Annotated in this window: 24 protein-coding genes and 2 tRNA genes; 19 read left to right on the forward strand and 7 right to left on the reverse strand. The window is 65.8% G+C overall.

Annotation, left to right across the window (positions count from 1 at the left end; translation table 11 throughout):
- The first annotated feature begins 104 nt into the window (after positions 1-104).
- The 10 genes from G9408_RS01865 (at position 105) to G9408_RS01910 (ending at position 10,918) form a co-directional block, all read left to right on the forward strand.
- A complete protein-coding gene (locus tag G9408_RS01865) occupies positions 105-2,453 on the forward strand; it encodes a hybrid sensor histidine kinase/response regulator (RefSeq protein WP_168453409.1) in 2,349 nt (782 codons plus the stop codon).
- The gene (locus G9408_RS01870; RefSeq protein ID WP_168452454.1) at positions 2,446-2,796 is read left to right on the forward strand and encodes a response regulator; all 351 of its coding nucleotides are present in this window, start codon (positions 2,446-2,448) and stop codon (positions 2,794-2,796) included. Before G9408_RS01865 ends, G9408_RS01870 begins: the two co-directional genes overlap by 8 nt.
- A 202-nt stretch (positions 2,797-2,998) precedes the next feature.
- Positions 2,999-4,078 carry a recombinase RecA gene (recA, locus tag G9408_RS01875; protein WP_137870216.1) on the forward strand — a complete coding sequence of 360 codons (1,080 nt, stop codon included), beginning with the start codon at positions 2,999-3,001 and terminating at the stop codon, positions 4,076-4,078.
- Positions 4,079-4,285: 207 nt separating this feature from the next.
- Positions 4,286-4,513, forward strand: coding sequence for a hypothetical protein (locus tag G9408_RS01880; protein WP_168452455.1), 228 nt, complete (start codon positions 4,286-4,288; stop codon positions 4,511-4,513).
- Between the two features lie 310 nt (positions 4,514-4,823).
- Positions 4,824-5,639, forward strand: a complete 816-nt coding sequence (gene speB / locus G9408_RS01885; RefSeq protein ID WP_168452456.1) for an agmatinase — start codon at positions 4,824-4,826, stop codon at positions 5,637-5,639.
- Positions 5,640-5,657: 18 nt separating this feature from the next.
- Positions 5,658-6,284, forward strand: a complete 627-nt coding sequence (locus G9408_RS01890) for a glutathione S-transferase family protein (protein WP_168452457.1) — start codon at positions 5,658-5,660, stop codon at positions 6,282-6,284.
- Positions 6,274-6,861: a DUF4019 domain-containing protein gene (locus G9408_RS01895; RefSeq protein ID WP_168452458.1), complete on the forward strand. Its 588-nt coding sequence runs from the start codon at positions 6,274-6,276 to the stop codon at positions 6,859-6,861. Before G9408_RS01890 ends, G9408_RS01895 begins: the two co-directional genes overlap by 11 nt.
- Before the next feature lie 126 nt (positions 6,862-6,987).
- Entirely contained in the window at positions 6,988-7,728 is a 741-nt protein-coding gene (locus G9408_RS01900; protein ID WP_168452459.1) for a hypothetical protein, read from the forward strand.
- A 74-nt stretch (positions 7,729-7,802) separates the two neighbouring features.
- Entirely contained in the window at positions 7,803-10,448 is a 2,646-nt protein-coding gene (gene alaS / locus G9408_RS01905) for an alanine--tRNA ligase (protein ID WP_168452460.1), read from the forward strand.
- Entirely contained in the window at positions 10,445-10,918 is a 474-nt protein-coding gene (locus G9408_RS01910; protein WP_168452461.1) for an SRPBCC family protein, read from the forward strand. Before alaS ends, G9408_RS01910 begins: the two co-directional genes overlap by 4 nt.
- Before the next feature lie 100 nt (positions 10,919-11,018).
- Here G9408_RS01910 and G9408_RS01915 read toward each other — a convergent pair whose 3' ends face one another.
- Positions 11,019-11,432 carry a holin family protein gene (locus G9408_RS01915; RefSeq protein ID WP_168452462.1) on the reverse strand — a complete coding sequence of 138 codons (414 nt, stop codon included), beginning with the start codon at positions 11,430-11,432 and terminating at the stop codon, positions 11,019-11,021.
- Positions 11,433-11,493: 61 nt separating this feature from the next.
- The gene (locus tag G9408_RS01920; RefSeq protein WP_168452463.1) at positions 11,494-12,063 is read right to left on the reverse strand and encodes a glycoside hydrolase family 108 protein; all 570 of its coding nucleotides are present in this window, start codon (positions 12,061-12,063) and stop codon (positions 11,494-11,496) included.
- Between the two features lie 72 nt (positions 12,064-12,135).
- On the opposite strand from G9408_RS01920, the gene G9408_RS01925 reads away from it, so the two are divergent.
- Positions 12,136-13,113 (forward strand): NADPH:quinone oxidoreductase family protein, encoded by a 978-nt coding sequence (locus G9408_RS01925; protein ID WP_168452464.1) that lies wholly within the window; start codon positions 12,136-12,138, stop codon positions 13,111-13,113.
- 98 nt (positions 13,114-13,211) lie between these two features.
- Positions 13,212-13,541, forward strand: a complete 330-nt coding sequence (locus tag G9408_RS01930; protein ID WP_168452465.1) for an EF-hand domain-containing protein — start codon at positions 13,212-13,214, stop codon at positions 13,539-13,541.
- 65 nt (positions 13,542-13,606) lie between these two features.
- On the opposite strand, the gene G9408_RS01935 is transcribed toward G9408_RS01930, so the two are convergent.
- A tRNA-Pro gene (locus G9408_RS01935) sits at positions 13,607-13,683 on the reverse strand.
- Between the two features lie 275 nt (positions 13,684-13,958).
- On the opposite strand from G9408_RS01935, the gene yajC reads away from it, so the two are divergent.
- Genes yajC through secF form a run of 3 tightly spaced genes read left to right on the forward strand, consistent with a single transcriptional unit; the run spans position 13,959 to position 16,949 of the window.
- The gene (yajC, locus tag G9408_RS01940; RefSeq protein WP_168452466.1) at positions 13,959-14,288 is read left to right on the forward strand and encodes a preprotein translocase subunit YajC; all 330 of its coding nucleotides are present in this window, start codon (positions 13,959-13,961) and stop codon (positions 14,286-14,288) included.
- A gap of 53 nt (positions 14,289-14,341) precedes the next feature.
- Complete coding sequence (secD, locus tag G9408_RS01945; protein ID WP_168453410.1) at positions 14,342-15,955, forward strand: protein translocase subunit SecD; 1,614 nt, start codon at positions 14,342-14,344, stop codon at positions 15,953-15,955.
- 13 nt (positions 15,956-15,968) lie between these two features.
- The gene (secF, locus tag G9408_RS01950; protein ID WP_120215807.1) at positions 15,969-16,949 is read left to right on the forward strand and encodes a protein translocase subunit SecF; all 981 of its coding nucleotides are present in this window, start codon (positions 15,969-15,971) and stop codon (positions 16,947-16,949) included.
- Positions 16,950-17,033: 84 nt separating this feature from the next.
- On the opposite strand, the gene G9408_RS01955 is transcribed toward secF, so the two are convergent.
- Entirely contained in the window at positions 17,034-18,218 is a 1,185-nt protein-coding gene (locus G9408_RS01955) for a glycosyltransferase (RefSeq protein WP_168452467.1), read from the reverse strand.
- Between the two features lie 107 nt (positions 18,219-18,325).
- Positions 18,326-18,886, reverse strand: a complete 561-nt coding sequence (locus G9408_RS01960; protein ID WP_168452468.1) for a helix-turn-helix domain-containing protein — start codon at positions 18,884-18,886, stop codon at positions 18,326-18,328.
- Between the two features lie 88 nt (positions 18,887-18,974).
- On the opposite strand from G9408_RS01960, the gene G9408_RS01965 reads away from it, so the two are divergent.
- Positions 18,975-19,457, forward strand: a complete 483-nt coding sequence (locus G9408_RS01965; RefSeq protein WP_235957436.1) for a DUF6456 domain-containing protein — start codon at positions 18,975-18,977, stop codon at positions 19,455-19,457.
- 275 nt (positions 19,458-19,732) lie between these two features.
- Here G9408_RS01965 and G9408_RS01970 read toward each other — a convergent pair whose 3' ends face one another.
- Positions 19,733-21,508 carry an ABC-F family ATP-binding cassette domain-containing protein gene (locus G9408_RS01970; RefSeq protein ID WP_168452469.1) on the reverse strand — a complete coding sequence of 592 codons (1,776 nt, stop codon included), beginning with the start codon at positions 21,506-21,508 and terminating at the stop codon, positions 19,733-19,735.
- A 135-nt stretch (positions 21,509-21,643) separates the two neighbouring features.
- Here G9408_RS01970 and G9408_RS01975 point away from each other — a divergent pair, with 135 nt between their 5' ends.
- Positions 21,644-22,390 (forward strand): SIMPL domain-containing protein, encoded by a 747-nt coding sequence (locus tag G9408_RS01975; RefSeq protein ID WP_168452470.1) that lies wholly within the window; start codon positions 21,644-21,646, stop codon positions 22,388-22,390.
- Positions 22,391-22,520: 130 nt separating this feature from the next.
- On the opposite strand, the gene G9408_RS01980 is transcribed toward G9408_RS01975, so the two are convergent.
- Positions 22,521-23,201, reverse strand: a complete 681-nt coding sequence (locus tag G9408_RS01980) for a prolyl hydroxylase family protein (RefSeq protein WP_408021858.1) — start codon at positions 23,199-23,201, stop codon at positions 22,521-22,523.
- A gap of 111 nt (positions 23,202-23,312) precedes the next feature.
- Between G9408_RS01980 and G9408_RS01985 the strand changes: the two genes are divergently transcribed.
- Both G9408_RS01985 and G9408_RS01990 read left to right on the forward strand, forming a co-directional pair.
- Positions 23,313-23,389 (forward strand) — tRNA-His (locus G9408_RS01985).
- A gap of 111 nt (positions 23,390-23,500) precedes the next feature.
- Positions 23,501-24,550 (forward strand): Glu/Leu/Phe/Val family dehydrogenase, encoded by a 1,050-nt coding sequence (locus G9408_RS01990; protein WP_137871647.1) that lies wholly within the window; start codon positions 23,501-23,503, stop codon positions 24,548-24,550.
- Positions 24,551-24,672: the final 122 nt, after the last annotated feature.

Consider the following 24,672-nt stretch of genomic DNA (forward strand, 5'->3'; position numbering starts at 1 on the left):
AGTCATTGACCGCGACGAGCCTGCCTTCCGCTGATTCCGATATCGGCAGGGGGGTGGGCTCCGCTGGTCCGCTGTCGGTGCCGCCGGGGCTGTCGCGCGTCGATATGGCCATACTCGGCGGGCTGGCGCTGCTGTCGACTTTGCTCCTGTTCTGGGCGACACGCGACGCGGTGATTGCTGCCGGTTTCGTCGCCGGGCTCGCGGTTGCGGTCGGCGGCGTGTTGCTCGCGCGGCGCCTTTTTCCTGCCACCGTCGCCGGTGAGGCGGTAGCGCCCGACTGGACGATGCTGCGTCAGGCGGTCAATCACGACGATGTTGCGATCGCGGTCACCGACCGGGCCGGGCGGATGGTGTGCGCCAACGACCTGTTCGGTACCTGGATGGGCGGCTTCGTGACCCCGCCGGGGCTGCCGCTCGAAGGACGCGGCGCCGAGCTGCTCAAAAATGCCGGGCGCATCGCGTGGCGCGATGGCGAGGGGCGCGCCGACGATCTGGCGATCGGCCATCTGCAACTGCGCGCGCAGGTGACACGCACCGGTCAGGCGGAGGATTATCTGGTGTGGCGCTTTTCGGCGCTCGAACGGCTCGATCTCGCCTCTGAAATCACCCGCCATCTCGATGGCCCCGCGGGCCGGACCTTGAGCCACGCCGGGGTGATGGCGGCGCTGGTCAATGCCGAGGGGCGGTTGCGCGTCGCCAATCAGGCGTTCTTGCTCCGCGCGCTGGGTGAGGATGACGCCGGCCATTATGCCGGGCGCGATGTTGCCCCGATGCTGCGCATCGACGACGGCGGGGCGCTCTATTTCGCGCGCGAGGGCGACCGCGCGACCCCGGTGCGGATGCTGCAAATCCCGCTGGCCCCGGCCGACAGCAATACGCCGGTGCTGCTCGCGATGCTCGACGAGGAAATGGGTCCGACCGATCGCGGCACCGCGCAGACCTATGTCGAAACCCTGCTGTCGCTGCTTCCCTTCGGGCTAGCGATGGTCGATCGCGACGGACGCTTTCTGTACATGAACCGCGCCTTTGTGCGCGCCGCCAATCTGGGCGAGGGCAAGATGCCGCGCTATCCCGGCGACATTGTCGTGGGCGAAGACAAGGGACCGCTCGCCGACATGATCCGCCGCCACAGCAGCGGGCAGCAGGTCGGCGGCGACCTGTCGATCCGGCTGGCGGGGCAAAGCGGCGAGCCCGTGTCGATGCGCGTCGTCGGGGTGCGCGGGCTCGGTGAGGCGGCGGTGCTGCTGAGCCTGAAGGATTCGAGCGAGGAATCGCGGCTGAAGCGTCAGGTCGCACAGGCGTCGAAGATGCAGGCGGTCGGCCAGCTCGCGGGCGGCGTCGCGCATGACTTCAACAATATACTGACCGCGGTGCTCGGCGCCTGCGACCTGATGCTGATGCGCCATACCCCGGGCGACAGCGACTATGACGATATCCAGCAGATTCGCAGCAACGCCAACCGCGCCGCCAGCCTGACGCGGCAATTGCTCGCCTTTTCGCGGCAGCAGACGTTGCGGCCGCAGATCCTGCAGCTGCCCGACGTGATTTCAGAGGTCTCGCACCTCTTGAAGCGGCTGATCGGCGAGACGGTGCAGCTGGCGGTGCATCATGGCCGCGGGCTGGGCGCGGTGCGCGCTGATCCGGGACAGCTGGAACAGGTGATCATCAACCTGGCGGTCAACGCGCGCGACGCGATGCCGGGCGGCGGCACGCTGACCATCGAAACCTATCCCGTGTCGGCGGCGGACGTGCGCCAGATGGGGAATGAATTCATGCCCCCCGCCGATTATTGCGCGCTCAAGGTCAGCGATACCGGCACCGGCATCGCGCCCGATGTGCTGCCCAAGATTTTCGAACCCTTTTTCACCACCAAGGATGTCGGCAAGGGAACGGGGCTGGGCCTGTCGACCGTATATGGGATCATCAAGCAGTCGGCGGGCTTCATCTTTGCCGACAGCAAGCCGGGGCAGGGGACCAGCTTTACCATCTACCTGCCGATCCATCGCAGCGGGAGCGAGACGCCGAGCGCGGCCGCGCCGCCGCCGAAGCCCAAGAAAAGCCAGTGGGGCAGCGGCACGATCCTGCTCGTCGAGGACGAGGATATGGTGCGTGCGGTGGCCGAACGCGCGTTGACCCGCGCGGGCTATACCGTCGTCACCGCGTCGCAGGGTGAGGAAGGTCTCGAGCGCTTTGCGCAAATGGCCGAGGTCGATCTGATCATCAGCGATGTCGTGATGCCGACGATGGATGGCCCCGCGATGGTCCGCGCGCTGCGCGCCAAGCGCCCCGACCTGCCCGTGCTGTTCATGTCGGGCTATGCCGAGGAACAGCTGCGTCAGTCGATCAACATCGACGATGTCGCCTTCCTGCCCAAACCCTTTTCGGTCGCGCAGCTCGCCGAGGCGACTTCGGCGGCGCTGGATGACGCCGCGCACAGGATGAAAAATGGCTGATAATCCGCGCATTCTGCTGGTCGAGGACGATGTGCTGATCGGGATGATGCTCGCCGACATGTTCGACGCGCTCGGGCTTCCCGAACCGGCGCAGGCATCGAGCAAGGACGAGGCGTTGGCGATCATCGCTGCCGAGCCGCTGGATGGCGCGCTCGTCGATATCAACCTCGGCGACGACAAGGGGTGGCCGGTCGCCGACGCGCTGGCCGATCGCGGCATTCCCTTCGCTTTCACCTCGGGCGGCGGCGACATATTGCCGCCCGCCCACGCGCATCGCCGCCTGGTCGGCAAGCCGTTCCGGATCAGCGATATCGAAGCGGCGTTGGCGGAGTTTCGCGGGTAGCCGCCACGTCGCCCCCGCGCAGGCGGGGGCCGCGATCGTCCTTTTTCTTGCATCGCTGCATAAACCGACCGCGGCCCCCGCCTGCGCGGGGCGACGTGGCAAATAAAATTTGTTCCTCTCTTGTTCTTTGAGAACAAATGACGTACATGGTTCCGGCGTTGCGGTGGTTCAGCCTTCGCTTTAGAGCAGGAAAGGACGGCATATGGCCGGTCAATTGTCACTCGTCGAATCGGGGAAATCAGTGAACAACACGGACAGGCAAAAGGCGCTGGACGCCGCGCTCGCGCAGATCGACCGCGCCTTTGGTAAGGGCTCGGTGATGAAATTGGGCTCGAAGGAGGCGATGCAGGTCGAGGCGATCTCGACCGGGTCGCTCGGCCTCGACATCGCGCTCGGCGTCGGCGGCCTGCCGCGCGGTCGCGTCATCGAAATCTACGGCCCCGAAAGCTCGGGCAAGACCACGCTGGCGCTGCACACGCTGGCGGAAGCGCAAAAAACCGGCGGCACCGTCGCCTTCGTCGACGCCGAACATGCGCTCGACCCCGTCTATGCGCGCAAGCTTGGCGTCAACATCGACGAGCTGATCGTGTCGCAGCCCGACACCGGCGAACAGGCGCTCGAAATCGTCGACACGCTGGTGCGCTCGAACGCGATCGACGTACTCGTCGTCGACTCGGTCGCCGCGCTCGTCCCGCGCGCCGAAATCGAGGGCGAGATGGGCGACAGCCATGTCGGCCTGCAAGCGCGCTTGATGTCGCAGTCGCTGCGTAAGCTCACCGGTTCGATCAGCCGCTCGCGCTGCATGGTGATCTTCATCAACCAGCTGCGCATGAAAATCGGTGTGATGTACGGCAACCCCGAAACGACGACCGGCGGCAATGCGCTCAAATTCTATGCCTCGGTCCGCCTCGACATCCGTCGCACCGGCCAGATCAAGAATGGCGACGAAATCGTCGGCAACACGACCAAGGTCAAGGTCGTGAAGAACAAGGTCGCACCGCCGTTCAAGCAGGTCGAATTCGACATCATGTACGGGCAGGGCATTTCCAAGATCGGCGAGATCCTCGACATCGGCGTCAAGGCCGGGCTGGTCGAAAAATCGGGTGCCTGGTTCAGCTATGATTCGATCCGCATCGGCCAGGGCCGCGAGAATGCGAAGAATTTCCTGACCGAGAATCCCGAACTACGCGAACGGCTCGAAGCCGCGATCCGCGGCCGCACCGACGCGGTTGCCGAAGAAATGATGATCGGCTCCGACGAGGACGGCGACGACGATAATTGATCCCGGTCCGGTCGGCCCGCACTGGCGGACCGACCGGGAAACGGCGGCGGGTCTTCAGCCCCCCTTGTAACTACGGGCACCTGCACTCCCCTCTCCCCGCAGGTGGACCCGCCGGCCGTTGATTTTTTTGCCGACCGCTTTCCGAGCGTTGCCGGAGATAGCCGCTTTGGGGTGGGAAGCGGAAGTCAGGTTTGATAGACCTCGAGAATGTCTTCGCCCCGCGTTACAGATAGTGATCGGCCCACCGACGAAGAGGTGGAAGCCGCCGCACGGCAACTGCATTTATCTGGAGAGGAACACGGCTGGTGGCCGGAAAGCGTCTCTAACTACGATTCGCTCGATCCGATCGGCAAGGACGAGTTTGACGCTATCGTTGAACGCATCTTGATGGCGGCTGCTGCGGCTAAACGCGAAATTGCGAGCGGCTCCGCATAGATCGGATTGTCCGAAATCGGTCGCTTGCCGACCTTCTTCATTCCGAATCAAGTCCGGGATGACGATGTAATGCGGCCTGCTTCCGGTCGTTATCCGGCACGTCTATTTCCGTTCGTGTCGAGCGAAGTCGAGACACCCATCGGACATGCTGGGTTCTGCCGGGTATCACGACTTCGCTCGATGCAAACGCAGGTAGGACGGGTGGCCGCCGACCGGACCCGATTCTCCTCTACGCCGCGCCTCCTGTCTCTCCAGCGCAATCCTCGCTGCCGCGCCTTGCGCGCGCCCGACCACCAGCTACAAGCGAGCCATGCCTGCGATCCGTCTCTTTGGCTTGCCCACCGACATCAACAGCAGCTTCGAACGCGGTGCTGCCACCGGACCCGCGGCAATCCGGGCGGCGCTGTTCAGCGACCGCGGCAATATGGCGAGCGAGCTTGGCCCGGAGATCGGCATCGACATCGCCTTCACCGATGATGGCGACCTGCCGCTGACCGAAAACACTGCGCAGGACGATGCCGCGATCCGGCGGCATGTCGTGATGCTGCACGAGGATGGCGAGGTGCCGCTGGCGCTCGGCGGCGACCATGCGGTAACCTTTCCGCTCGTCGAGGCCGCAGCGACCTGCTTTGGGCCGGTGAGCATCCTCCATTTCGACGCTCACCCCGACCTCTATGATGATTTTGCGGGCAACCCGCGCAGCCATGCCTCGCCCTTCGCGCGTATTTGCGAGGCGGGCCATGCCAAGCGACTGGTGCAAGTCGGCATCCGCACCCTCAACACCCATTGCCGCGAACAGGCTGCGCGCTTCGGGGTCGAGATCATTCCGATGGCGGATTTCACCCCCGATCGCGTCCCCGTTCTGGACGGCCCGCTCTATATCTCGATCGACCTCGACGGCATCGATCCGTCGGCGGCGCCCGGGGTAGCGCATCCCGAGCCGGGCGGGCTGACGGTGCGCGAAGTGTTGGCGGTGCTGCACAAGCAGACCGCGCCGATCGTCGGCGCCGACATCGTCGAGCATCATCCCGGCCGCGACATTGGCGATGTCACCGCGATCCTCGGTGCCAAATTGGTCCGCGAGCTCGCGGCGCTGATCGACCGCAATGGACGCTACAAGAATTGACCCTTTGAGGAGAGAAGTATGACCCTGATCGTCCACCATCTGAATAACAGCCGCTCGCAGCGCATATTGTGGCTGCTCGAGGAAATCGGCGCGCCGTACGAAATCAAATATTATGACCGCGACGCGACCACCAATCTGGCGCCGCCCGAGCTGGTCGCAGTGCATCCGCTCGGCAAGTCGCCGGTGATTTCGGACGGCGACCGCGTCATCATCGAATCGGGCGCGATCACCGAATATCTGTGCGAACGTCACGGCGGCGGCCATCTCGTGCCCGAGCGCGGCACCGACGATCATGTCAGCCATCTCGAATGGCTGCATTTTGCCGAAGGGTCGGCGATGACCCCGATCCTGCTGCGGATCTACACCGCGCGGCTCGGCGAAGCGGCAGCGCCGCTCGAACCGCGGATCAACCAGCAGCTCGACGCGCATTTCGCCTATATGGAGAGCCGCGTCGGCGACAGCGGCCATTTCATCGGCGACGACCTGTCGGCGGCCGACATCATGCTGAGCTTCCCGGCCGAAATCGCGATCATGCAGGGCATGGCGCCGCGCTACCCCAAGCTCGCGGCGTTCGTGAACGCCTGCCATGCGCGCCCCGCCTGGCAGCGCGCGCGCGAAAAGGGCGGCGCCTATTATGGCTATTGACCGGCGGCGCTGGCTGCCGCTCGCCGCGCTGGGGCTGATCGCCAGCGCCGCTGCGGCGCAGGCGCCGCCGCTTGGGCCGGAGGTCGAGCGCGTCGCGACGGGCGCCGACGGCGCGGCGTTCGTCGTGGCGGCGGCCGACGAGAGCGCGGCAATGGGCCGCTTCGCCGCTTACACGATGGCGCTGGCGAAGCGCGATTATGCCAGCGCCTATGCCATGCTGCGCCTGTCGTTCCAGGCGGCGAACCCGCGGCTCGAATGGGAAATGAACCTTCGCAAGCGGCCGGTGCTGTGGGCCGATGGCACGCTTCGCGTGCTGCGTGTCAGCTGGTACGCCGACCCCGCGGGCCAGCCGCCGGGGCTGTACGCCGCGTTCGATTTTCGCGGCGATCGGTCCGACCGGACGATGGATTGCGGCTATGTCGTCGTCCACCGCACCGCACCGGGCGCCGAATGGACCGTCGTGCGCACCGACACGTCGGAGGTGCCGCCCGACCTGATCGAGGACGGCGTGCCAAAGGCCGACGTGCTGCGCCAGCTGCCCTGTTATCTGGGCAAGGGTATCGCGACAAACTTCTGATATTGCCGCAAAACCCCCTTGCAACGCGCAAGCCTTGTCCGCAGGATGGGTGCGTACCGCGAAGGAAGCTTCGGCCTTTGCGGCGCGGGGTCGCGATTCGAAGGAATCGTTGGGGGTTTTTGAGACATGACAGCCATTATTCTGGCGGCGCTGATGGCGTCCGCCCAGCCATTGCCGCCGATCAAGGTAGAGGCCGTTCCGGGCAAGGGTTTTGCGGCAACGGTCGCCACGATCGACGCGGACCAATATGACCCGGTCGTCGATCGCATCAAGATCTTGGCCGAGCAGCGCTGCGGCGCCAAGAAAGTGCGGTTCGGGCGCTATTTCTTTGACAATCACATCGATGTCGAACGCGGCGTCACGGTCATCAAGGATTTCCGTCAGGCGTTCAGTTGCTTCGATCCGGCGACCGATCCCTACAAACCCGTTCCCGCCGACTGGAAGCCGAGCGCCGCCGAAACCACCGCCGCCACACGCTTTGCGCAGCGCTTTGTCGACAATCTCGACGCCGGTAACACGGTGCTGCTCGCCAAGATGATGGACCCCGCGCTTGAGACGAACCCGACCGAAATGAAGCGGTTCAGCGACGAAGCGAAGATGTACCAGACGGGGCCGGGCGAATTCACGCTGCGGCTCGACGGTTGGATGACCAATCCGCCCGACGCCATTTATCCGGGGGCTTACGCTTATTTTGCGGTGCTGAGTTCGCATCCCGGGATCGCCGGAACCTGCGGCGGGATCCTGCTCTATCGGCTGCGCGATGGCGAGTATCAAATCTCGCAATATGACGTGCGCTATATCTCGCAGCGGCTGATCGACGAAGAGGGGTTCAGCGACGAGGAACTCAATCGCCTTTGCAAGCGATAGGTTTCCGTTGCGAGGCTGGGGCTGCGGCGCGTATCTTGCTTGAGAAACGCGCCGCGGCGCACTAGATCGCGCGCATGACATCGACCAACGACATTCGCCGCTCGTTCCTCGACTATTTCGCGGGGACCGGCCACCATATCGAACCGTCGGCGCCGCTGGTGCCGTACAACGACCCGACGCTGATGTTCGTCAACGCCGGGATGGTGCCGTTCAAGAATGTCTTCACGGGCCTCGAAAAGCGCCCGTACAGCACTGCGGCCTCGTCACAGAAATGCGTGCGCGCCGGGGGCAAGCATAACGACCTCGACAATGTCGGCTTTACCGCGCGGCATCATACTTTCTTTGAAATGCTCGGGAATTTCTCGTTCGGCGACTATTTCAAGGAGCAGGCGATCCATCATGCGTGGACGCTGATCACGAAGACCTGGGGGCTGGCACCCGAAAAGCTGACCGCGACCGTCTATCACACCGATGACGAAGCCTATGACCTGTGGCGCAAGATTGCGGGGCTTCCCGAGGAGCGGATCATCCGCATCGCGACCAACGACAATTTCTGGTCGATGGGCGACACCGGGCCGTGCGGGCCGTGCAGCGAGATTTTTTACGACCATGGCGACCATATCTGGGGCGGCCCCCCGGGCTCTCCGGAGGAAGACGGCGACCGCTTCGTCGAAATCTGGAACCTGGTGTTCATGCAATATGAACAGCGCGCGCCGGGCGACCGCGTCGACCTGCCGCGGCCCAGCATCGATACGGGCATGGGGCTGGAGCGTGTCGCGGCGGTGCTGCAGGGCGTCACCGACAATTATGACACCGACACGTTCAAGGCGCTGATCGCGGCGTCGGTCGAGCTGACCGGGGTGCCGGCCGAGGGCGCCACGCAGGCCAGCCACCGCGTGATCGCCGACCATCTGCGCGCGTCGAGCTTCCTCGTTGCCGACGGCGTGCTGCCGTCGAACGAGGGGCGCGGTTATGTGCTGCGCCGGATCATGCGCCGCGCGATGCGTCATGCGCATCTGCTGGGCGCCAAGGATCCCTTGATGTACCGGCTGCTGCCATCGCTGACCGCCGAGATGGGCGCCGCTTACCCCGAGTTGATCCGCGCCCAGCCGCTGATCGCCGAGACGCTGGAGCGCGAGGAGACCAAATTCCGCCAGACGCTCGACAAGGGGCTGCGCCTGCTCGACGAGGCCACCGTCGGCATGGGCAAGGGCGATACGCTGCCCGGCGAGGTCGCGTTCAAGCTTTATGACACTTATGGCTTCCCTTACGACCTGACCGAGGACGCGCTGCGCACGCAGGACATATCGGTCGACCGCGCGGGCTTCGACGCGGCGATGGCGCAGCAAAAGGCGGCGGCGCGCGCAGCGTGGAAGGGCAGCGGGCAGAAGGCTTCGGAAGAAATCTGGTTCGACCTTGCCGAAACGAACGGCAGCACCGAATTCACCGGCTATGGCGCGACCGTGGGCGAGGGCGAGGTGATCGCGTTGGTCAAGGACGGCGTGCAGGTCGATGTTGCCCAAGCAGGCGACGAGCTGGTCGTACTGACCAACCAGACGCCCTTCTATGGCGAGAGCGGGGGCCAGATGGGCGATAGCGGCACGATCGCGACGCTGGGCGGCGCAAAGGCGTCGGTCAGCGACACCAGCAAGCCGCTCGGGCGGCTGCACGCGCATCAGGCGAAGCTCGAAGCGGGGACGCTGAAGGTCGGCGACACGGTGCAGCTGACCGTCGACGCCGAGCGTCGCGACCGCATCCGCGCCAACCACAGCGCGACGCACTTGCTGCACGCGGCGCTGCGCGGCCGTCTGGGCGAGCATGTGACGCAAAAGGGCAGCCTGGTCGCCGAAGACCGCTTCCGCTTCGACTTCTCGCACCCCAAGGCACTCACCGCCGAAGAGATTGCCGACATCGAAGCCGAAGTGAATGCGCAGATCCGCGGCAATGAGGTGGTGACGACGCGGCTGATGACCCCCGACGACGCCGTCGCGGCGGGCGCGCTGGCGCTGTTCGGCGAGAAATATGGCGACGAGGTGCGCGTGCTCAGCATGGGCGCGGCCGATGACCATCATTATTCGGTCGAGCTGTGCGGCGGGACGCATGTCCGCGCGCTGGGCGACATCGCGCTGCTCAAGATCATCGGCGAAAGCGCCGTGTCGTCGGGCGTGCGGCGCATCGAGGCGCTGACCGGCGACGCCGCGCGCGTCTGGCTGAACGGTCGCGACGAGGCGCTGAAGGCGGCGGCGGCGGCGCTCAAGACTTCGCCCGACGATGTCCCCGCGCGCGTCGCGGCGCTCGCCGAGCAGCTCAAGAAGGCCGAGCGTGAGCTCGCCGATGCGAAGAAGGCGCTGGCACTCGGCGGTTCGGGCGGCGGCGGCGCGGCGGCAGGTCCGGCGGTCGAACAGGTCGGCGACACCGCGTTCATCGCGCAGGTCGTCGATGGGCTCGACCCGAAAGAACTGCGCGGCACGGTCGACGGGCTGAAGAAGCAGGTCGGCAGCGGCGTCGCGATGCTGGTCGCGGTCAACGACGGGCGCGCTTCGGTGGCGGTCGGGGTGACCGAAGGCGCCCCCCATAATGCGGTCGATCTCGTCAAGCTCGCGGTTGCGGCGCTGGGCGGGCAGGGCGGCGGCGGCCGGCCCGACATGGCACAGGGCGGCGGTCCCGACGGCAGCGCGGCGATGGACGCGGTCGCCGCGGTGCGCTCGGCGCTCGCTTGAAACCCACCAAGAAAACGCGGCGCACCGATCATGCCGAACGGCTGATCGCGGCGCCGCTGGTCGACGTCTTTTCGGCATTCACCAGCGAAGCGAAACTCGCGCGCTGGTTGCCGCCCGAGGGGGCGACGGGCGAATTCGAGCATGTCGATTTGCGTGCGGGCGGCGGCTTTCTGATGCGGCTGACGTTCGAGGATGCCGATGTCGAGACCAAGAGCGACGACGATAGCGATGTCGTCGAGGTCTATATTCCGACGCTCGACGACGGCCGTCTGATCGTGTGGGAGGTCGAGTTCGTGTCAGACGATCCGCGCTTTTCGGGGACGATGGCGATGCACTGGTATCTGTCGCGGCAAGGTGGGGGGACGCTGGTGACGATCGACGCGCATCATGTGCCGCCGGGGATTTCGGCGAAGGATCACCTGGAGGGGTTGAATTCGTCGCTCGCGAATTTGGCAAGGGTTGTGGAGTAGCCGTCGTCCCCGCGAAGGCGGGGACCGCTGCCGGCCTTGATTTGCTTCGTTGCGCATGCCTCCAGCGGCCCCCGCCTTCGCGGGGGCGACGATTTGAGCTTTAGGCCTCCACCCCCTTCGCCTTCCCCCACGCCCGCGCCGCCGTGTACCCCAGATACCCCGTGCCAAAGAGCGCGTAGAGGGGCTCGGGAATCCCCGCGAGATAGGCGTTCATCCCCCGCGCGATACCCTCCGCCATCTCGGGCCGCGCCGCGGCGATCAGGCCCATCGGAATCGCCCACAGCAACAGCGCGTACATCACATAGAGGAAGCTTGGCCGCGCGCGGCTCGTCCAGGGGTCGGCGCTGTTCGCCTCGGCGACGATTGCGGTCATCCGGGTGCGGATCGCCTCCATTTCCTGGCTGCCCTCCAGCTTGAGCAGTTCCAGTTTGGCGCGGTCGCGGGCTTCGGGGTCGGGGATGATCTTGTCGATCAGCTTGGCGATCGGGCCGATCAGGCCTTCGATGATGCTCATTTCGATGCTCCTGTATGTTCAAAGTTCAGGAAAGTTCAGCCCAATGGCGCGCCGAACGGCGTCACTGCGGCCCGATCCGGTTGGCGAGCCAGCCGTAGAGAAACGCCTCCTGGCTGGGGCGGCGTTCGGCGAGCGCGATGTAGCGTTCGCCCTGCAACGCTTCCATCGCGCGCAACAGCACGGTCTCGCCGCCTTTGCCGCGCGCCTTCAGAAAGCCGTCGAGCGCCGACAGGGTGCGCGGGCCGATGTCGCGATCGACGGCGATGTCGGGATAGTCGCGCGCGGCGCGGTTGAGCGCGTTGAGCGCGCGTTGCAGGAAACCCGCGGCGACGGCGGTGCCCATATTGACGCCGGTGTCGAACAGTTCGGCGGCGATTTTCGGCGCGCGCAACGCCACGCGATCGAAACCGGGACGCAGCCAATAGATGCGACGATAGATCGCCGCGGCCTCGGTGCGCGGCAGGTCGCGCATCGCGCCGCTATAGCCCTGCGCGCGCGCCACCGCTTCGGTGATTCCCCAGCAGGTCGGGCCGCCGCGATCGGCGGGGTGGTTTACATATCGACCTTCGCGGTCGATGACGGCATCGATCAGCGCGTCGGCGTCGACGGGCGGGCATTCGGTTCTGGACATGATTCGCTCCTGTGGTTTGTTAGAACTAAACAAACGAACCATATTGGCAAATTGTAGGAAAGGCTTTTCTTGATGCGGGCTTTGCAGGTGCGCGAATTGTTGCCCGACCACGCGGGGACGGCGCTCGCCGACCTGCCGCTTCCGCAGCCTGGCCCGGGCGAGGTGCGGGTGCGCGTGCGCGCGGCGGCGGTAAATTTCCCCGACCTGTTGATGACGCGCGGCGATTATCAGTTGAAGCCCGAGCTGCCGTTCGTGGCGGGAATGGAATTTGCCGGCGAAATCGATGCGCTGGGCGACGGGGTCGCTGGCTGGGGGATTGGCGATGCGGTGGTCGGCGGCAACCGGTTCGGCGCGATGGCCGAATATTGTACCGTACCCGCGGCGGCCCTGCGCACGAAGCCCGAAGGGCTGACATGGGAGGAAGCGGCGGCCTATCCGGTCGCGTATCTGACCGCCTATGTCGCGCTGGTCCGCTGTGCGCGGATCGAGGCGGGAGAGTGGCTGCTGGTGCATGGCGCGGCGGGTGGCGTCGGGCTGGCGGCGGTCGATCTGGCGAGGGCGCTGGGTGCGCGGGTGATCGCGGCGGCGAGCAGCGCCGACAAGCGCGACGCGATTGCGCGGCTTTGTGCGACCGACGCGGTGATCGACGGCGCGCCGGGGTTTCGCGAACGGGTGAAGGAACTGACAGGCGGGGTGGGGGCCGATGTGATCTTCGATCCGGTCGGCGGCGATGTCTTCCACGAATCGACGCGCTGCATCGCGTTCGGTGGGCGCCTGTTGGTGATCGGCTTTGCGTCGGGACGGATTCCGGAGGTGTCGGTCAACATGCCGCTGATCAAGGGCTTCTCGGTCGTCGGGGTGCGCGCGGGCGAATATGGCCGCCGCTTCCCGGCGCGCGGGGCCGAGAATGTTGCGGCGGTCGATGCGCTGGCCGCGGCGGGCAAAATCCGCCCGCACGTCCACGCCGCACTGGACCTTGCCGACTGGCGCGAGGGCTTTGCGATGCTGGAACGGCGCGAGGTGGTGGGCAAGGTCGTGCTGAAACCGTGACGAACCGAGTCCGGCTGCCATAGTTTTGCGACGTCGAAGCTGCCATGTCGGCGCGGGGTATCCCGGCGACTTTGCCGACCATCACCAAAGGATAGAATATGAAGACATTGACGATGACTGCCGCTGTGCTCGCGATGGCATTCCCGGCGCTTGCCAGCGCGCAGCCGAAGCCGGACGACGGCCGTATCTTTGCGATGATCGACGCCAACGGCGACGGCAAGCTGGACAAGGCCGAAGTGACCCGGATGGCCGAAATGCGCGCGCAGCGTCAGGGCGACCCGACGCTGGCGTCGCCCGAAAAAGTCGATGCGTTCATCAAGCATGTCGACGCCAACAAGGATGGCGTGATCGACAAGGCCGAAATCGCCGCAATGCGCGATGCGCGCGCATCGGCACCGCCGGCCGAAGCGCCGACGGCTGCGAACTGAGCCTGCGCGCGGGTGGCGGCTGTGTCCGCCGCCCGCCGCTTACCAAGATTTGCTGGTTTGAAAATTGGTCGGGACGAGAGGATTCGAACCTCCGACCCCCACACCCCCAGTGTGATGCGCTACCAGGCTGCGCTACGTCCCGACCGGCCCTGTTGGGCAGGCGAGGCCACTAGCGCGGGTTGTCGGGGGATGCAAGGCTTCCCTGCGCAAAGTCGTTCGGCAGGTTGATTGCAGCGGGTGTGCGGCATCGTGCCCTTGACCTGATCGCGATCCTCCCCATTTCGGCGGCGCTTGCCAAGGGGGAGGGCGCAGCGACCGGTTGCGCGCGCCGCCCCTGCGTGATAGGCGCCGCGCCATTATATGCGCGCCGGTTCCCCACGGAACGGGCTGCGTTTTCAAACGGAAAGTTTTTCATCCATGTCGACGCAATTGCTTCTGACCCAGGCGGCCGGATCGGGCGGCGGGGCCGCCGGTTTCCTGATGCTGGTCCCCTATCTGCTGATCTTTGTCGTGTTCTGGTTCTTCCTGATCCGCCCGCAGCAGGTGCGGGCCAAGGAACATCGCGCCAAGATCGCCGCGGTGAAGCCGCGCGACCAGGTGGTGACCGGCGGCGGCATCGTCGGCAAGGTCACGCGCGTCGACGATGACTTCGCCGACGTCGAAATCGCGCAGGGCGTCAAGATCAAGGTCGTCAAGTCGACCTTGGCCGACGTGATGCAGCCCGGCGCCAAGCCCGCCAACGACTGACGCCGCAGGGGCGGTGTTATGCCGCCCCGCGCATGTTATCGGACCATCAGACCATGCTCGATTTCCCGCGCTGGAAAACCATCAGCATCAGCATCATCCTGGTGCTGGGCATCCTCTTTTCCATCCCCAGCTTCCTGCCCGAAAAGACGCGCGAGAGCCTGCCGGCGTTCATGCAGGCAAAGGTCAATCTGGGGCTCGATCTGGCGGGCGGCAGCCATTTGCTGCTGGAGGCCGACGTCGCCGACCTGCGCAAGACGCAGCTCACCAACATGGAAAAGACGGTGCGCGCCGCAATGCGCGGCGAGCGCGGTCCCGACGACGACATCGCCATCGGCGAACTGTCCACCGAGGGCGGCAGGATCAGCTTCCTGATCCGCGATCAGGCGCAGCTTGACGATGCGCGCGACCGGTTGTTCAGCCAGACGCAGGGCGCGGCGCTGACCGGACAGCGCGACTGGAACATCGACATCGTCGATACCACCCGCATCGTGATGACCCCGACCAACGCGGGCCAGCAGCAGGCGGTGGCCGATGCGATGGATTCGGCGCGCGACATTATCGACAAGCGCGTCAACGACCTTGGGACCCGCGAACCGACGATCATCCGCGAAGGCAATGACCGCGTCGTCGTGCAGGTGCCGGGGCTTCAGGATCCGGCGGCACTGAAGGAATTGATCGGCAAGACCGCGCGGCTGGAATTCCGCATGGTCGATCCCAATGCCGATCCTGCGGAGGCCGCTGCGGGCCGCGTGCCGGTGGGCAGCGAGATCGTCCCCTATGCCGAAGGCGAAGGCAATGGCGCGACGTTCGAAGTGCTTCGCCGCCAGGTGATGATCAGCGGCGAACAGCTGATCAACGCCAAGCAGAGTTTCGACCCGCAGTCGAACGAACCCGTCGTGTCGATCAGTTTCGATTCGGGCGGATCGAGCACCTTTGCCAAGGTGACCGCACAGAATGTCGGCAAGCGGTTCGCGATGGTGCTGGACGGCAAGGTGCTGTCGGCGCCGTCGATCAACGAACCGATCCTGGGCGGCAGCGCCCAGATTTCGGGCAGCTTTTCGGTGGCGAGCGCCAATGCGTTGGCGATCTCGCTGCGATCGGGCGCGCTGCCGGTGAAGATGGAGGTCGTCGAGGAACGCACCGTCACGCCCGAGCTCGGCGCCGATTCGATCCGCAAGGGCGTGATCGCGGGCATCATCGCGACGGTCGCGGTGCTGGTGTTGATGATGGTCGTCTATGGCCGGTTCGGCATCTACGCCAATATCGCGCTGTTCTTTAACGTGTTCCTGATCATCGCGATCATGGCGGCGTTCAACGCGACGCTGACCTTGCCGGGGATCGCGGGCTTCGTGTTGACGATTGGCGCCGCGGTCGACGCCAACGTGCTGATCAATGAACGAATACGCGAGGAGTTGAAACGCGGGCGCAAGGTGTTCCAGGCGATCGACCTTGGCTATTCGGAAGCCAGCCGCGCGATTTTCGACGCCAACGTCACCAACGTCATCGCCGCGGTGCTGATGTTCTGGTTCGGCTCCGGCCCGATCAAGGGCTTTGCCGTGGTGCTGACCATCGGCATCGTCACCAGCGTTTTCACCGCCGTTACCGTCACGCGCATGTTCGTCGCCCATTGGCTGCGGACCAAGCGTCCGACGACGATCAATATTTGAGGAAGGCGATATCATGCGCTTGCTGAAACTCGTCCCCGACGACACCAACATCGACTTTCTGCGCTGGCGGAAGCTCGCGTCGTTCATGAGCTTTTTCCTGGTCGCGGTGTCGATCGCGCTGGTCGCGGTCAAGGGCTTGAACCTGGGCGTCGATTTCGTCGGCGGCCAGTCGGTGCGCGTCGAATTCGCGCAGGAAATGCCGCCGATCGATGAAATTCGCGAAAAGGTCGGTCAGATCGGCCTCGGCGAAGCGACGATCCAGCAGTTCGGGTCGGACAAGGCGGTGTCGATCCGCACCGCGCTGCCCGAAGGCGACAAGGCGGCTGCCGAGCGCGCTGGACAGCAACTGGTCGCAGGCATCCAGAAAGCGTTCCCGACGGCAAAGGCGGGGTCGGTGGAGACGGTGTCGGGCAAGGTGTCGGGCGAATTGATCCGCACCGGCGCGATCAGCCTGGGCCTCGCGATCATCGGCATTTCGATCTACATCTGGATCCGGTTCGAATGGCAGTTCGGGGTCGGGGCGCTGGGGCGCCTGTTCCACGAAGTGTCGCTGACCTTTGGCCTGTTCGCGGTGACGCAGATGCAGTTCGACCTGAACAGTGTCGCGGCGTTGCTGACGATCGTCGGCTATTCGCTGAACGACACGATCGTGGTGTATGACCGCATCCGTGAAAATCTGAAAAAATATCGCAAGATGGACATCATTCCGCTGCTCAATCTCAGCATCAACGAAACGCTGTCGCGTACCGTGATGACCACCGTGGCGATGGTGCTCGCGCTCGGCGTGTTGCTGCTCTTTGGCCCCGACGTGATCTTCGGCTTTACCGCGGCGATGCTGTTCGGCGTGTTCATCGGGGGCTATTCGTCAGTGCTGATGTCGACGCCGGTGCTGGTGTGGCTGAAGGTCGGTCCCGACAGCTTTATCCCGCGCACGAGCGCGGGCATCGCCGGCGGCGAGCGGATCGAGCGCAAGGATGACGGCGCGGTCGTCTGACCGGGCCGACAGTATAGAAATTACCGTAGCCCTGAGCCTGTCGACGGGCGCTTCTCCGAGAGGCGCCCTTCGACAGGCTCAGGGCTACGGTTCTTTTTGGGCTGGCGGATTTACACAGCGGCGCAGATGCGCGGCGAGCTCGCGGCCGTTGCGGTTCCAGTCGAAGCGGCCCGCCAAGGTGGCGGCAACGTCCGACGCCGCGGGCGGCTTGGCGAGGATCGCTTGTACCGCCTGCGCAATGGCTTTGGGCGACCGCGCGGCAATCCGGCCCGCGACGGGCGAGGTGACCAGTTCGGCGGCGCCGCCCGCGTCGCTGATCACGATCGGGGTGCCGCAGGCGATCGCCTCGACCCACGCATTGGCCAGCCCTTCGCTGACCGACGGCATCACCACCGCGTCGGCGGCGCGGTAGAGCAGCGGCAGGTCGGCGTTCGCGACCGGACCCATGAATTGCACGCGGTCGGCGACGCCGAGCCGCTGGGCCAGCGCGCGATAGCGCCCTTCGGCTTCGCCGGCACCTGCGAGATAATAGTGGACGCCGGGAAGCGCGGCGAGCGCCTCGATCACCAGTTCCTGCCCCTTGCGCGGGATGAGGGCGCCGACGGTCAGGATCGTCGGCGCGTCGTCGATACCGAGCGCCGCGCGCGCCGCGGCGCGGTCGCCGGGGGCAAAGCGCGCGCGGTCGATGCCGGTGTAATGGACCGCGATCTTGGCCGGATCGATGCCGATCGCCGCCATGTCGCGGCGCATCGCTTCGGAGACCGCGAGCAGGCCCGCGGCCTTGTCGGCGGCGGCGATCAGTTGCGGTGCGGTCGCTGGGTCATGGCCGAAATGGCTGATGTCAGCGCCGCGCGCTTTGACCGAAAAGGGCAGGGCAAGGGCATCGGCGACGCGCATCGCGGCGGGGCCGTCGGGGTAGAAAAATTGCGCGTCGAGGACGTCGAAGGTCTGGCCGCGCACCGCCGCCAGCACCGCGCGCGACACCATCGCCGGGTTCAGGCGAGCGCCGACGCGCGGGATGAGCGTGAAGCGCGGGCGATGGACGGTGAGGCTGTGCCAGCTTTCGGTTCGCGGCAGGCCGCGGAGCTTGCGGTAGCGCGGGTGGAGCGAGAGCGGGAAGGGCGGCAGGCCGACCGGCGCGACGATGGTGAGCTCGATCCCCGGCTGCGCGGCGAGTGCGCTGAGGCTGCGTTCGACGAACAGCCCGAAGTTCGGGCGCGCGGCGTCGGGGAAGAGGGTGGCGATGCTGAGGACGCGGAGGGGCGTCATGTCCGCCCTCTCAACCGTTTGTGCTGAGCTTGTCGAAGCACCGTTTTTCCTTGGCGTCGGTGAAAGAAAGGTCGGCCCTTCGACAAGCTCAGGGCAAACGGGGTGAATTAGAGCGATCGAATCAGCCGCACCGCGACCGCCGCCCATGGGGGATTGCTGACCACCTGTTGCCGCGCGCCGGTACCGAGCGGCAGCAGGTGCAGTTTCTCACCATCGACGTTGAGCAGGCGCGCGAAGAAGAAGCGCCCGGCGGGGCGGGGAACGAGCAGGTCGCGGTTGAGCGCGCTGGCCCAGTCGCCGGTGATCCGGCGACACCAGATTTCATCGCCGGCACGATAGTCGCCGATCGATGAGGTAACGCGGACCGCGACCATATCCTCCCCCGGTCGCGCGGTCAGCGCCTGTTCGACGCGCGTCGGCGCCTGCGCGCCATCGGCACCAAGGTGCGCGGTGATGGTGAGCTGGGTATCCTGCGGCAACTGCACCAGCTCGGCGGCATCGACCCCCAGCGCGGCGGCGATGCGGTTCATCCAGGTGAGCGACAGGTTGCGCGTGCCGGTTTCCAGGCGGCCGATCGTCTGCGCGGTGGTCGGCGGATCGCAGCGCGCGCCGACCTCCTCCAGCGTCAGTCCCTTGGCGCGGCGCACGGCGCGGATGCTGTTGATCATTGCAAGATCCTCGAATAACCAAATCGGTTTCTTCTTTCCTACAAAATATTCCAGTGTCAAGACCTGTCTTCGAATCAAGGAGATTGCCATGACCGCACGCCAGCTTGCCACCCGCCTGCATCCCGACGACCGCATCGATCCCGATAAAAGCGGTCCGCAGATGATGCGGCAGGTGACGGTGAATATCGCCGAGAGTCCGATCGCCTGGTTGGCGGCGCGCGGGCATCTGACGCCGGCGCAACTCAATGCGGGCGAACGGCTGCGCGCCGATTACGAGCGCGCGGGGCTCGCGGCGCGGGTGACGATGCGCTGGGATGCGGCGCCGCCCGCGAAGAGCCGTGGCGGCGCGCGCGCGGCGGATGCGTCGCTGGCGCGGATCGATGCCCACCGGCGCTTTCATGCGGCGCTCGACGCCGCGGGGCCGGGGTTGGCCGACATCTGCTGGCGCGTGATTTGCGCGGGCGAGGGGATTGCCGGAGCGGAGAAGGGGCTGGGCTGGCCAGCGCGGTCGGGGAAGCTGGTGCTGGGGCTGGCGCTGGACCGGCTAGCGCGGTTTTATGGGACGGGGTGAGAGAGTGCGCGGCCACAAATGACCGGTTACGGACGTAGCCGATCCTCCCCCAACGGGGGAGGGGGACCACCCGAAGGGTGGTGGAGGGGCACAGGAGGTTACCGCAGCGCCGGGCTGGAAGAGCCAAGCGTTCCGGGAACGTCGCAATGGATCACGACTTCGGCGGCAAGGCAAACCGACGGTGCCCCTCCACCAGCTTCGCTGGTCCCCCTCCCCGTTCCGGGGAGGATCGCTACGTCCGCTTCCCACCCCAAAGTGGACGCGGCGTGCCAATATTACCCCAGCGCCTCGACCGCTTCGGCGAGCTCGAGCCAGCGATCTTCGGCTGCCGCCTTTTCCTCACGTAACTTTTCCAGCTTGCTCGTCAGCGCCGTGAATTTTGCATGGTCGCGCGTGAACAAAGTGCCGTCCGACAGCTCGACTTCTGCCGCTGCCATCTCCGCCTCGATTTCCTCGATCCGGCCCGGCAGCAAATCATAGTCGCGCTGATCCTTGTAGCTCAGCTTCTTGCGCGCGGTGGGCGGCGGCGGGGCGGCGGTTGGTGCCGCCTTTTCCTTGGCGGTGTTCGGCTTGACCCGCTTGGCTTCCCAGTCGGCATAGCCGCCCGCGACGATGTCGACCTTGCCCGACCCGTCGAGGCCGAGCGTCACGGTGACGGTGCGGTCGAGAAAGTCGCGGTCGTGGCTGACCAGCAGCACGGTGCCGGCATAGTCGGCGATGACTTCCTGCAACAGGTCGAGCGTTTCGAGGTCGAGGTCGTTGGTCGGCTCGTCGAGCACGAGCAGGTTCGATTCGCGGGCAAATTCGCGCGCGAGCAGTAGCCGCGAGCGTTCGCCGCCCGACAGCGCGCCGACGCTGGCCTCGACGACGCCGGGGTTGAAGAGGAACTCCTTCAAATAGCCCTGGATGTGCTTCTTCACCCCGCGCACCTCGACCCAGTCGCCGCCGTCGGCGAGGATGTCGCGGACGGTCTTGTCGGGCGAGAGCAGGCTGCGCTGCTGGTCGATGACGATGCCGTCGAGCGTCGGGGCGAGGGTGATGGTGCCGCTGTCGGGCGTAATTTCGCCGGTGAGCAGTTTGAGCAGGGTCGATTTGCCCGCGCCATTGGCGCCGACGATGCCGATGCGGTCGCCGCGCTGGACGCGGAAATCGAAATTCTTGATGATCGTGCGGTCGCCAAAGCTTTTCGAGATGTTCTCCGCCACAATGACGGATTTCGAGCGCACATCGTCGTTGGCGAGGCCCAATTTGGCGACGCCGGGGCCGCCGATCATCGCGGCGCGGGTCGCGCGCATTTCCTTCAGCTTCTCGAGCCGGCCCTGGTTGCGCTTGCGCCGCGCGGTGACGCCGCGTTCGAGCCAGTGTGCCTCGAGCCGCAGTTTGGAATCGAGGCGCTGCGCGGCGCGGACTTCTTCGGCGGTGACGGCGTCGCTCCATTCCTCGAAGCCGCCGAAGCCGATTTCCTTGCGGCGAATGCTGCCGCGGTCGAGCCACAAGGTCTGGCGCGTCAGGCGGGTGAGGAAAGTGCGGTCGTGGCTGATCGCCACAAACGCCCCGGTGTAACGCGCGAGCCAGCTTTCGAGCCAGTCGATCGCGGCGAGGTCGAGATGGTTGGTCGGCTCGTCGAGCAGCAGCACGTCGGGGTTTTGCGCGAGGGCGCGGGCGAGCGCAGCGCGGCGGCGCTCGCCGCCCGAGGCGCTGGCGGCGGTGCGGCTCATGTCGATGCCGAGCTGGTCGGCGATCGCGGCGACTTCAAATTCTTCCGGCGCATTCGGAGCGGCGACGGCAAAGTCCATCAACGTCGCGAAACCCGAAAAATCGGGTTCCTGTTCGAGCATCACGACATGGGTGCCGGGGACGATGACGCGCTTGCCCTTGTCGGGCTCGATCCGGCCCGCGAGCAATTTGAGCAAGGTCGTCTTGCCCGCGCCGTTGCGCCCGATCAGCGCCAGCCGGTCGCGTTCGCCGACATAGATGTCGAGATCCTGGAACAGCCAGCCGCTGCCCTGCACAAGGCCAAGGCCTTCGTAAGATAAAATCGGTGCTGCCATGATGAACGGCTCGCTACTGGCGCGTTCAGCATCATGCAAGCGCCGAGCGCACAAAGGCCGGAACGGGTCTGCTCCGTCAGCGTTACGGAACCGGATTTCACAACTGGCCGGGGGTCCGGCCGACAGGAGAATGAAATGACGAAGCAATTGTTCGCCGTTATGGCAACCGGACTGGCGCTGATGGCGGCGACGCCCGCGCTGGCGCAGCAAGGAGGTTCGACGGTGACGGCAGCAACGGTGCAGGGTCCGATCCTGAGCTTCAGCGTCAATGAAGAGGTGCGTTCGCGTCCCGATCAGGCGACCGTCGGCGCCGGCGTGACGACGACCGCGCCGACCGCGGTCGAAGCGATGCGCGCCAATGCCGCGGCGATGGACAAGCTGATCGCCGCCGCCAAGGCGCGCGGGATCAAGCCCGAGGACATCCAGACGAGCGGCATCAACCTGTCGCCGCAATATGATTACAGCAATCAGGGCAATGGCCAGCCGCCGCGCTTCATCGGCTATCATGTCAGCAACACCGTGCGCGCGACGACGGGGAAGATCGACGACATCGGCCCGCTGCTCGACGCGCTGGTGGCCGCGGGCGGTACCAATATCGAGGGTCCGTGGTTCGGCATGAAGGACGCCGATGCCCAGCTGGTCGGCGCGCGCGGCGCAGCGATCAAGGCCGCCGAGGCGAAGGCGGCGGACTATGCGCGGCTCGCGGGCTATCGCGGCGCCGAGCTGGTGTCGATCAGCGAAGGCGGCAGCTTTGGCGGGCCGCAACCGCCGATGCCCTATGGGCGCGGACTGATGGCCGCCGAGGCGAAGGCAACGCCGGTCGAACCGGGGCAGGTCGCGAACACGCTGACGCTGAATTTTCAGTATCGGTTGGTGAAGTAAGCGGATCGGGGAGTTGGTTTTGGCCGACTCCCCTATTCCGTTCGTGTCGAGCGAAGTCGAGACACACGAGGCCAAGCACGAACGCAGCGTGTCTCGACTTCGCTCGACACGAACGGGGTTCTGAGCAGGTTTACCCCAGCTCCCCCTCCGCCCATGGCCACGGCCGTTCGCGGAACCATTTGGTGATGATATATTTGCGCCCCTTGCGCACCTTCATCCCGTGATGGAGCGTGTCGGGGTTCGTCGTGCCATCGGGCCGCACATTGTTCCACGCGAGCAGCTTGCCGACCTCGGGCTGGTGCAGCTTTCCGGTCGCCAGAAAGCGCGTCGCGCCGCCCGCTGCGGGCTCGTTGAGATAGATCATCAGCGTCCAGCTGCGCTGGCCCGGAACCGCGCAATAGGTTTCCCAGTCGGCCCCATGCGGGTCGAAATAATCGGTGTGCGCCTTGAATTCCTGGCCGACATCGTAACGCTGCCCCTGCATCGGCTCGCCAAATTCGAGCGGGATGCCGGTGAGGTCGTGGAGGCGATTGTTGAGCGCGATCACCAGCGGGTCGCGGTGGTCGAGATCGCATGTCGTGCTGGTGCGAAAGGCGTCGTCGCCATTGGGATCGGCGATCGTCGACGGGCGCACATCGCGGTCGATCTGGGCGATCAGCGCGGCGCAGGCTTCGGGGTCGAGAAAGCGCGAAAGCATGAACTGTTCAAGCTTTGGCGTCGGCGCGCGGCGGATGCCGGGGATCGCGGCGAGCCGCGCCGCGGTGCGATCGGCGCCCGAAGTCGTCATATCGACATGTTCATTCGCAGCCATGGCGCGCTTTTTAGCAGGGAAGCGCGTGCGAACAATGCTTGACGAAGGGCCACCCCCGCGCCTATTCGCCGCGCGCTGTCGAGGTCGCATTTCGCGTCCCCGTCCTGTGTGGCGACCATAGCTCAGTTGGTTAGAGCGCCGGTTTGTGGTACCGGAGGTCGCGGGTTCGAGCCCCGTTGGTCGCCCCATCTTTTCCCGAGACTTTCGAGGCAATCGTTCGGACCGCGTTTCGACGTGACTCTGCGCTCGCGTCTGATTATTACGCCTTGACGTAATTTTTTAACGCAAGGATCGAATCCATGTCCGCAGTCTGGGATTTCGCCGATTTTGACGATCATGAGCATGTTCACATGTTCCGCGATCGGGCCAGCGGGCTAACGGCGGTCATTGCGGTTCATTCGACGCATCTTGGCCCGGGCGCGGGCGGCGTACGCTACTGGCACTATCCGCAGCGCGCCGCGGCGATCACCGACGCGCTGCGCCTGTCGCGCGGCATGAGCTATAAAAATGCCATGGCCGGCCTGCCGATGGGCGGCGGCAAGGGCGTGATTCTGGCCGATGAGGGCGCGGCGAAGACCCCCGAACTGCTCGCGGCGTTCGGGCGCGCGGTCGAGTCGCTGGGCGGCGCCTATGTGACGGCCGAAGATGTCGGCATGTCCGACGCCGACATGGTCGCGATTTCGAAGCATACCAAGCATGTCAGCGGGCTGCCCGTCGCGAGCGGCGAAGCGGGCGGCGATCCCGGCCCGCTGACCGCGCTCGGCGTCTATCTGGGCATCAAGGCGGCAATCAAGCAGGGGCTGGGGACCGACAGCGCCAAGGACGTGCGGATCGCGATCCAGGGCGTCGGGAGCGTCGGCGGCGGCGTCGCGCGGCGGCTGGCTGCCGAGGGCGCCAAGCTGACGCTGGCCGACGTCAACCTGACGCGCGCCAAGGAACTCGCCGAAGAACTGGGCGCCGAGCTCGCCGATTCGGCGGCGATCATGGAGATCGAGGCCGATGTGCTGAGCCCGAATGCGCTGGGCGCGATCCTGACCGAACGCAGCATCGAAAAGCTGCGCGTACCGATCGTTGCGGGCGGCGCGAACAACCAGCTGGCGACCGCCGCCGACGGTCAGCGCATTCACGATCGCGGCATCACCTATGCCCCCGACTATGTCATCAACGCGGGCGGCATCATCAATGTCGCGCTGGAATATCTGGGGCAGGGCAGCCGCGAAGAGGTCGAGAGCCGCATCCACCTGATCCCCGGCCGCCTCGCCGAGATCTGGGCCGAGAGCAAGGCGAGCGGTACGCCGGCGTCGGCGGTGGCCGACCGGATGGCGCAGAAGCTGATCGGGCGGGGATAGGAAAAACGTCGTCCCCGCGCAGGCGGGGGCCGCTAGCCGCCTATTCCCGCGCTGCTGCGTAAACCGACTGCGGCCCCCGTCTGCGCGGGGGCGACGGGAAGTGGGCTGGCGTCGATTGTGAA

This window comes from Sphingopyxis microcysteis (assembly GCF_012274265.1).
Taxonomy (GTDB): domain Bacteria; phylum Pseudomonadota; class Alphaproteobacteria; order Sphingomonadales; family Sphingomonadaceae; genus Sphingopyxis; species Sphingopyxis microcysteis.

Coding starts and splice junctions, on each gene's coding strand:
- G9408_RS01865 (WP_168453409.1), top strand. CDS start 105: ATGGCCATACTCGGCGGGCTGGCGCTGCTGTCGACTTTGCTCCTGTTC.
- G9408_RS01920 (WP_168452463.1), bottom strand. CDS start 12,063: ATGTCCAGAACCGAATGCCCGCCCGTCGACGCCGACGCGCTGATCGAT.
- G9408_RS01880 (WP_168452455.1), top strand. CDS start 4,286: ATGTCTTCGCCCCGCGTTACAGATAGTGATCGGCCCACCGACGAAGAG.
- G9408_RS01890 (WP_168452457.1), top strand. CDS start 5,658: ATGACCCTGATCGTCCACCATCTGAATAACAGCCGCTCGCAGCGCATA.
- G9408_RS01980 (WP_408021858.1), bottom strand. CDS start 23,201: ATGGCTGCGAATGAACATGTCGATATGACGACTTCGGGCGCCGATCGC.
- recA (WP_137870216.1), top strand. CDS start 2,999: ATGGCCGGTCAATTGTCACTCGTCGAATCGGGGAAATCAGTGAACAAC.
- G9408_RS01990 (WP_137871647.1), top strand. CDS start 23,501: ATGTCCGCAGTCTGGGATTTCGCCGATTTTGACGATCATGAGCATGTT.
- alaS (WP_168452460.1), top strand. CDS start 7,803: ATGACATCGACCAACGACATTCGCCGCTCGTTCCTCGACTATTTCGCG.
- secD (WP_168453410.1), top strand. CDS start 14,342: ATGCTCGATTTCCCGCGCTGGAAAACCATCAGCATCAGCATCATCCTG.
- G9408_RS01930 (WP_168452465.1), top strand. CDS start 13,212: ATGAAGACATTGACGATGACTGCCGCTGTGCTCGCGATGGCATTCCCG.
- G9408_RS01960 (WP_168452468.1), bottom strand. CDS start 18,886: ATGATCAACAGCATCCGCGCCGTGCGCCGCGCCAAGGGACTGACGCTG.
- yajC (WP_168452466.1), top strand. CDS start 13,959: ATGTCGACGCAATTGCTTCTGACCCAGGCGGCCGGATCGGGCGGCGGG.
- G9408_RS01870 (WP_168452454.1), top strand. CDS start 2,446: ATGGCTGATAATCCGCGCATTCTGCTGGTCGAGGACGATGTGCTGATC.
- secF (WP_120215807.1), top strand. CDS start 15,969: ATGCGCTTGCTGAAACTCGTCCCCGACGACACCAACATCGACTTTCTG.
- G9408_RS01975 (WP_168452470.1), top strand. CDS start 21,644: ATGACGAAGCAATTGTTCGCCGTTATGGCAACCGGACTGGCGCTGATG.
- G9408_RS01955 (WP_168452467.1), bottom strand. CDS start 18,218: ATGACGCCCCTCCGCGTCCTCAGCATCGCCACCCTCTTCCCCGACGCC.
- G9408_RS01895 (WP_168452458.1), top strand. CDS start 6,274: ATGGCTATTGACCGGCGGCGCTGGCTGCCGCTCGCCGCGCTGGGGCTG.
- G9408_RS01915 (WP_168452462.1), bottom strand. CDS start 11,432: ATGAGCATCATCGAAGGCCTGATCGGCCCGATCGCCAAGCTGATCGAC.
- G9408_RS01925 (WP_168452464.1), top strand. CDS start 12,136: ATGCGGGCTTTGCAGGTGCGCGAATTGTTGCCCGACCACGCGGGGACG.
- G9408_RS01900 (WP_168452459.1), top strand. CDS start 6,988: ATGACAGCCATTATTCTGGCGGCGCTGATGGCGTCCGCCCAGCCATTG.
- G9408_RS01965 (WP_235957436.1), top strand. CDS start 18,975: ATGACCGCACGCCAGCTTGCCACCCGCCTGCATCCCGACGACCGCATC.
- G9408_RS01970 (WP_168452469.1), bottom strand. CDS start 21,508: ATGGCAGCACCGATTTTATCTTACGAAGGCCTTGGCCTTGTGCAGGGC.
- speB (WP_168452456.1), top strand. CDS start 4,824: ATGCCTGCGATCCGTCTCTTTGGCTTGCCCACCGACATCAACAGCAGC.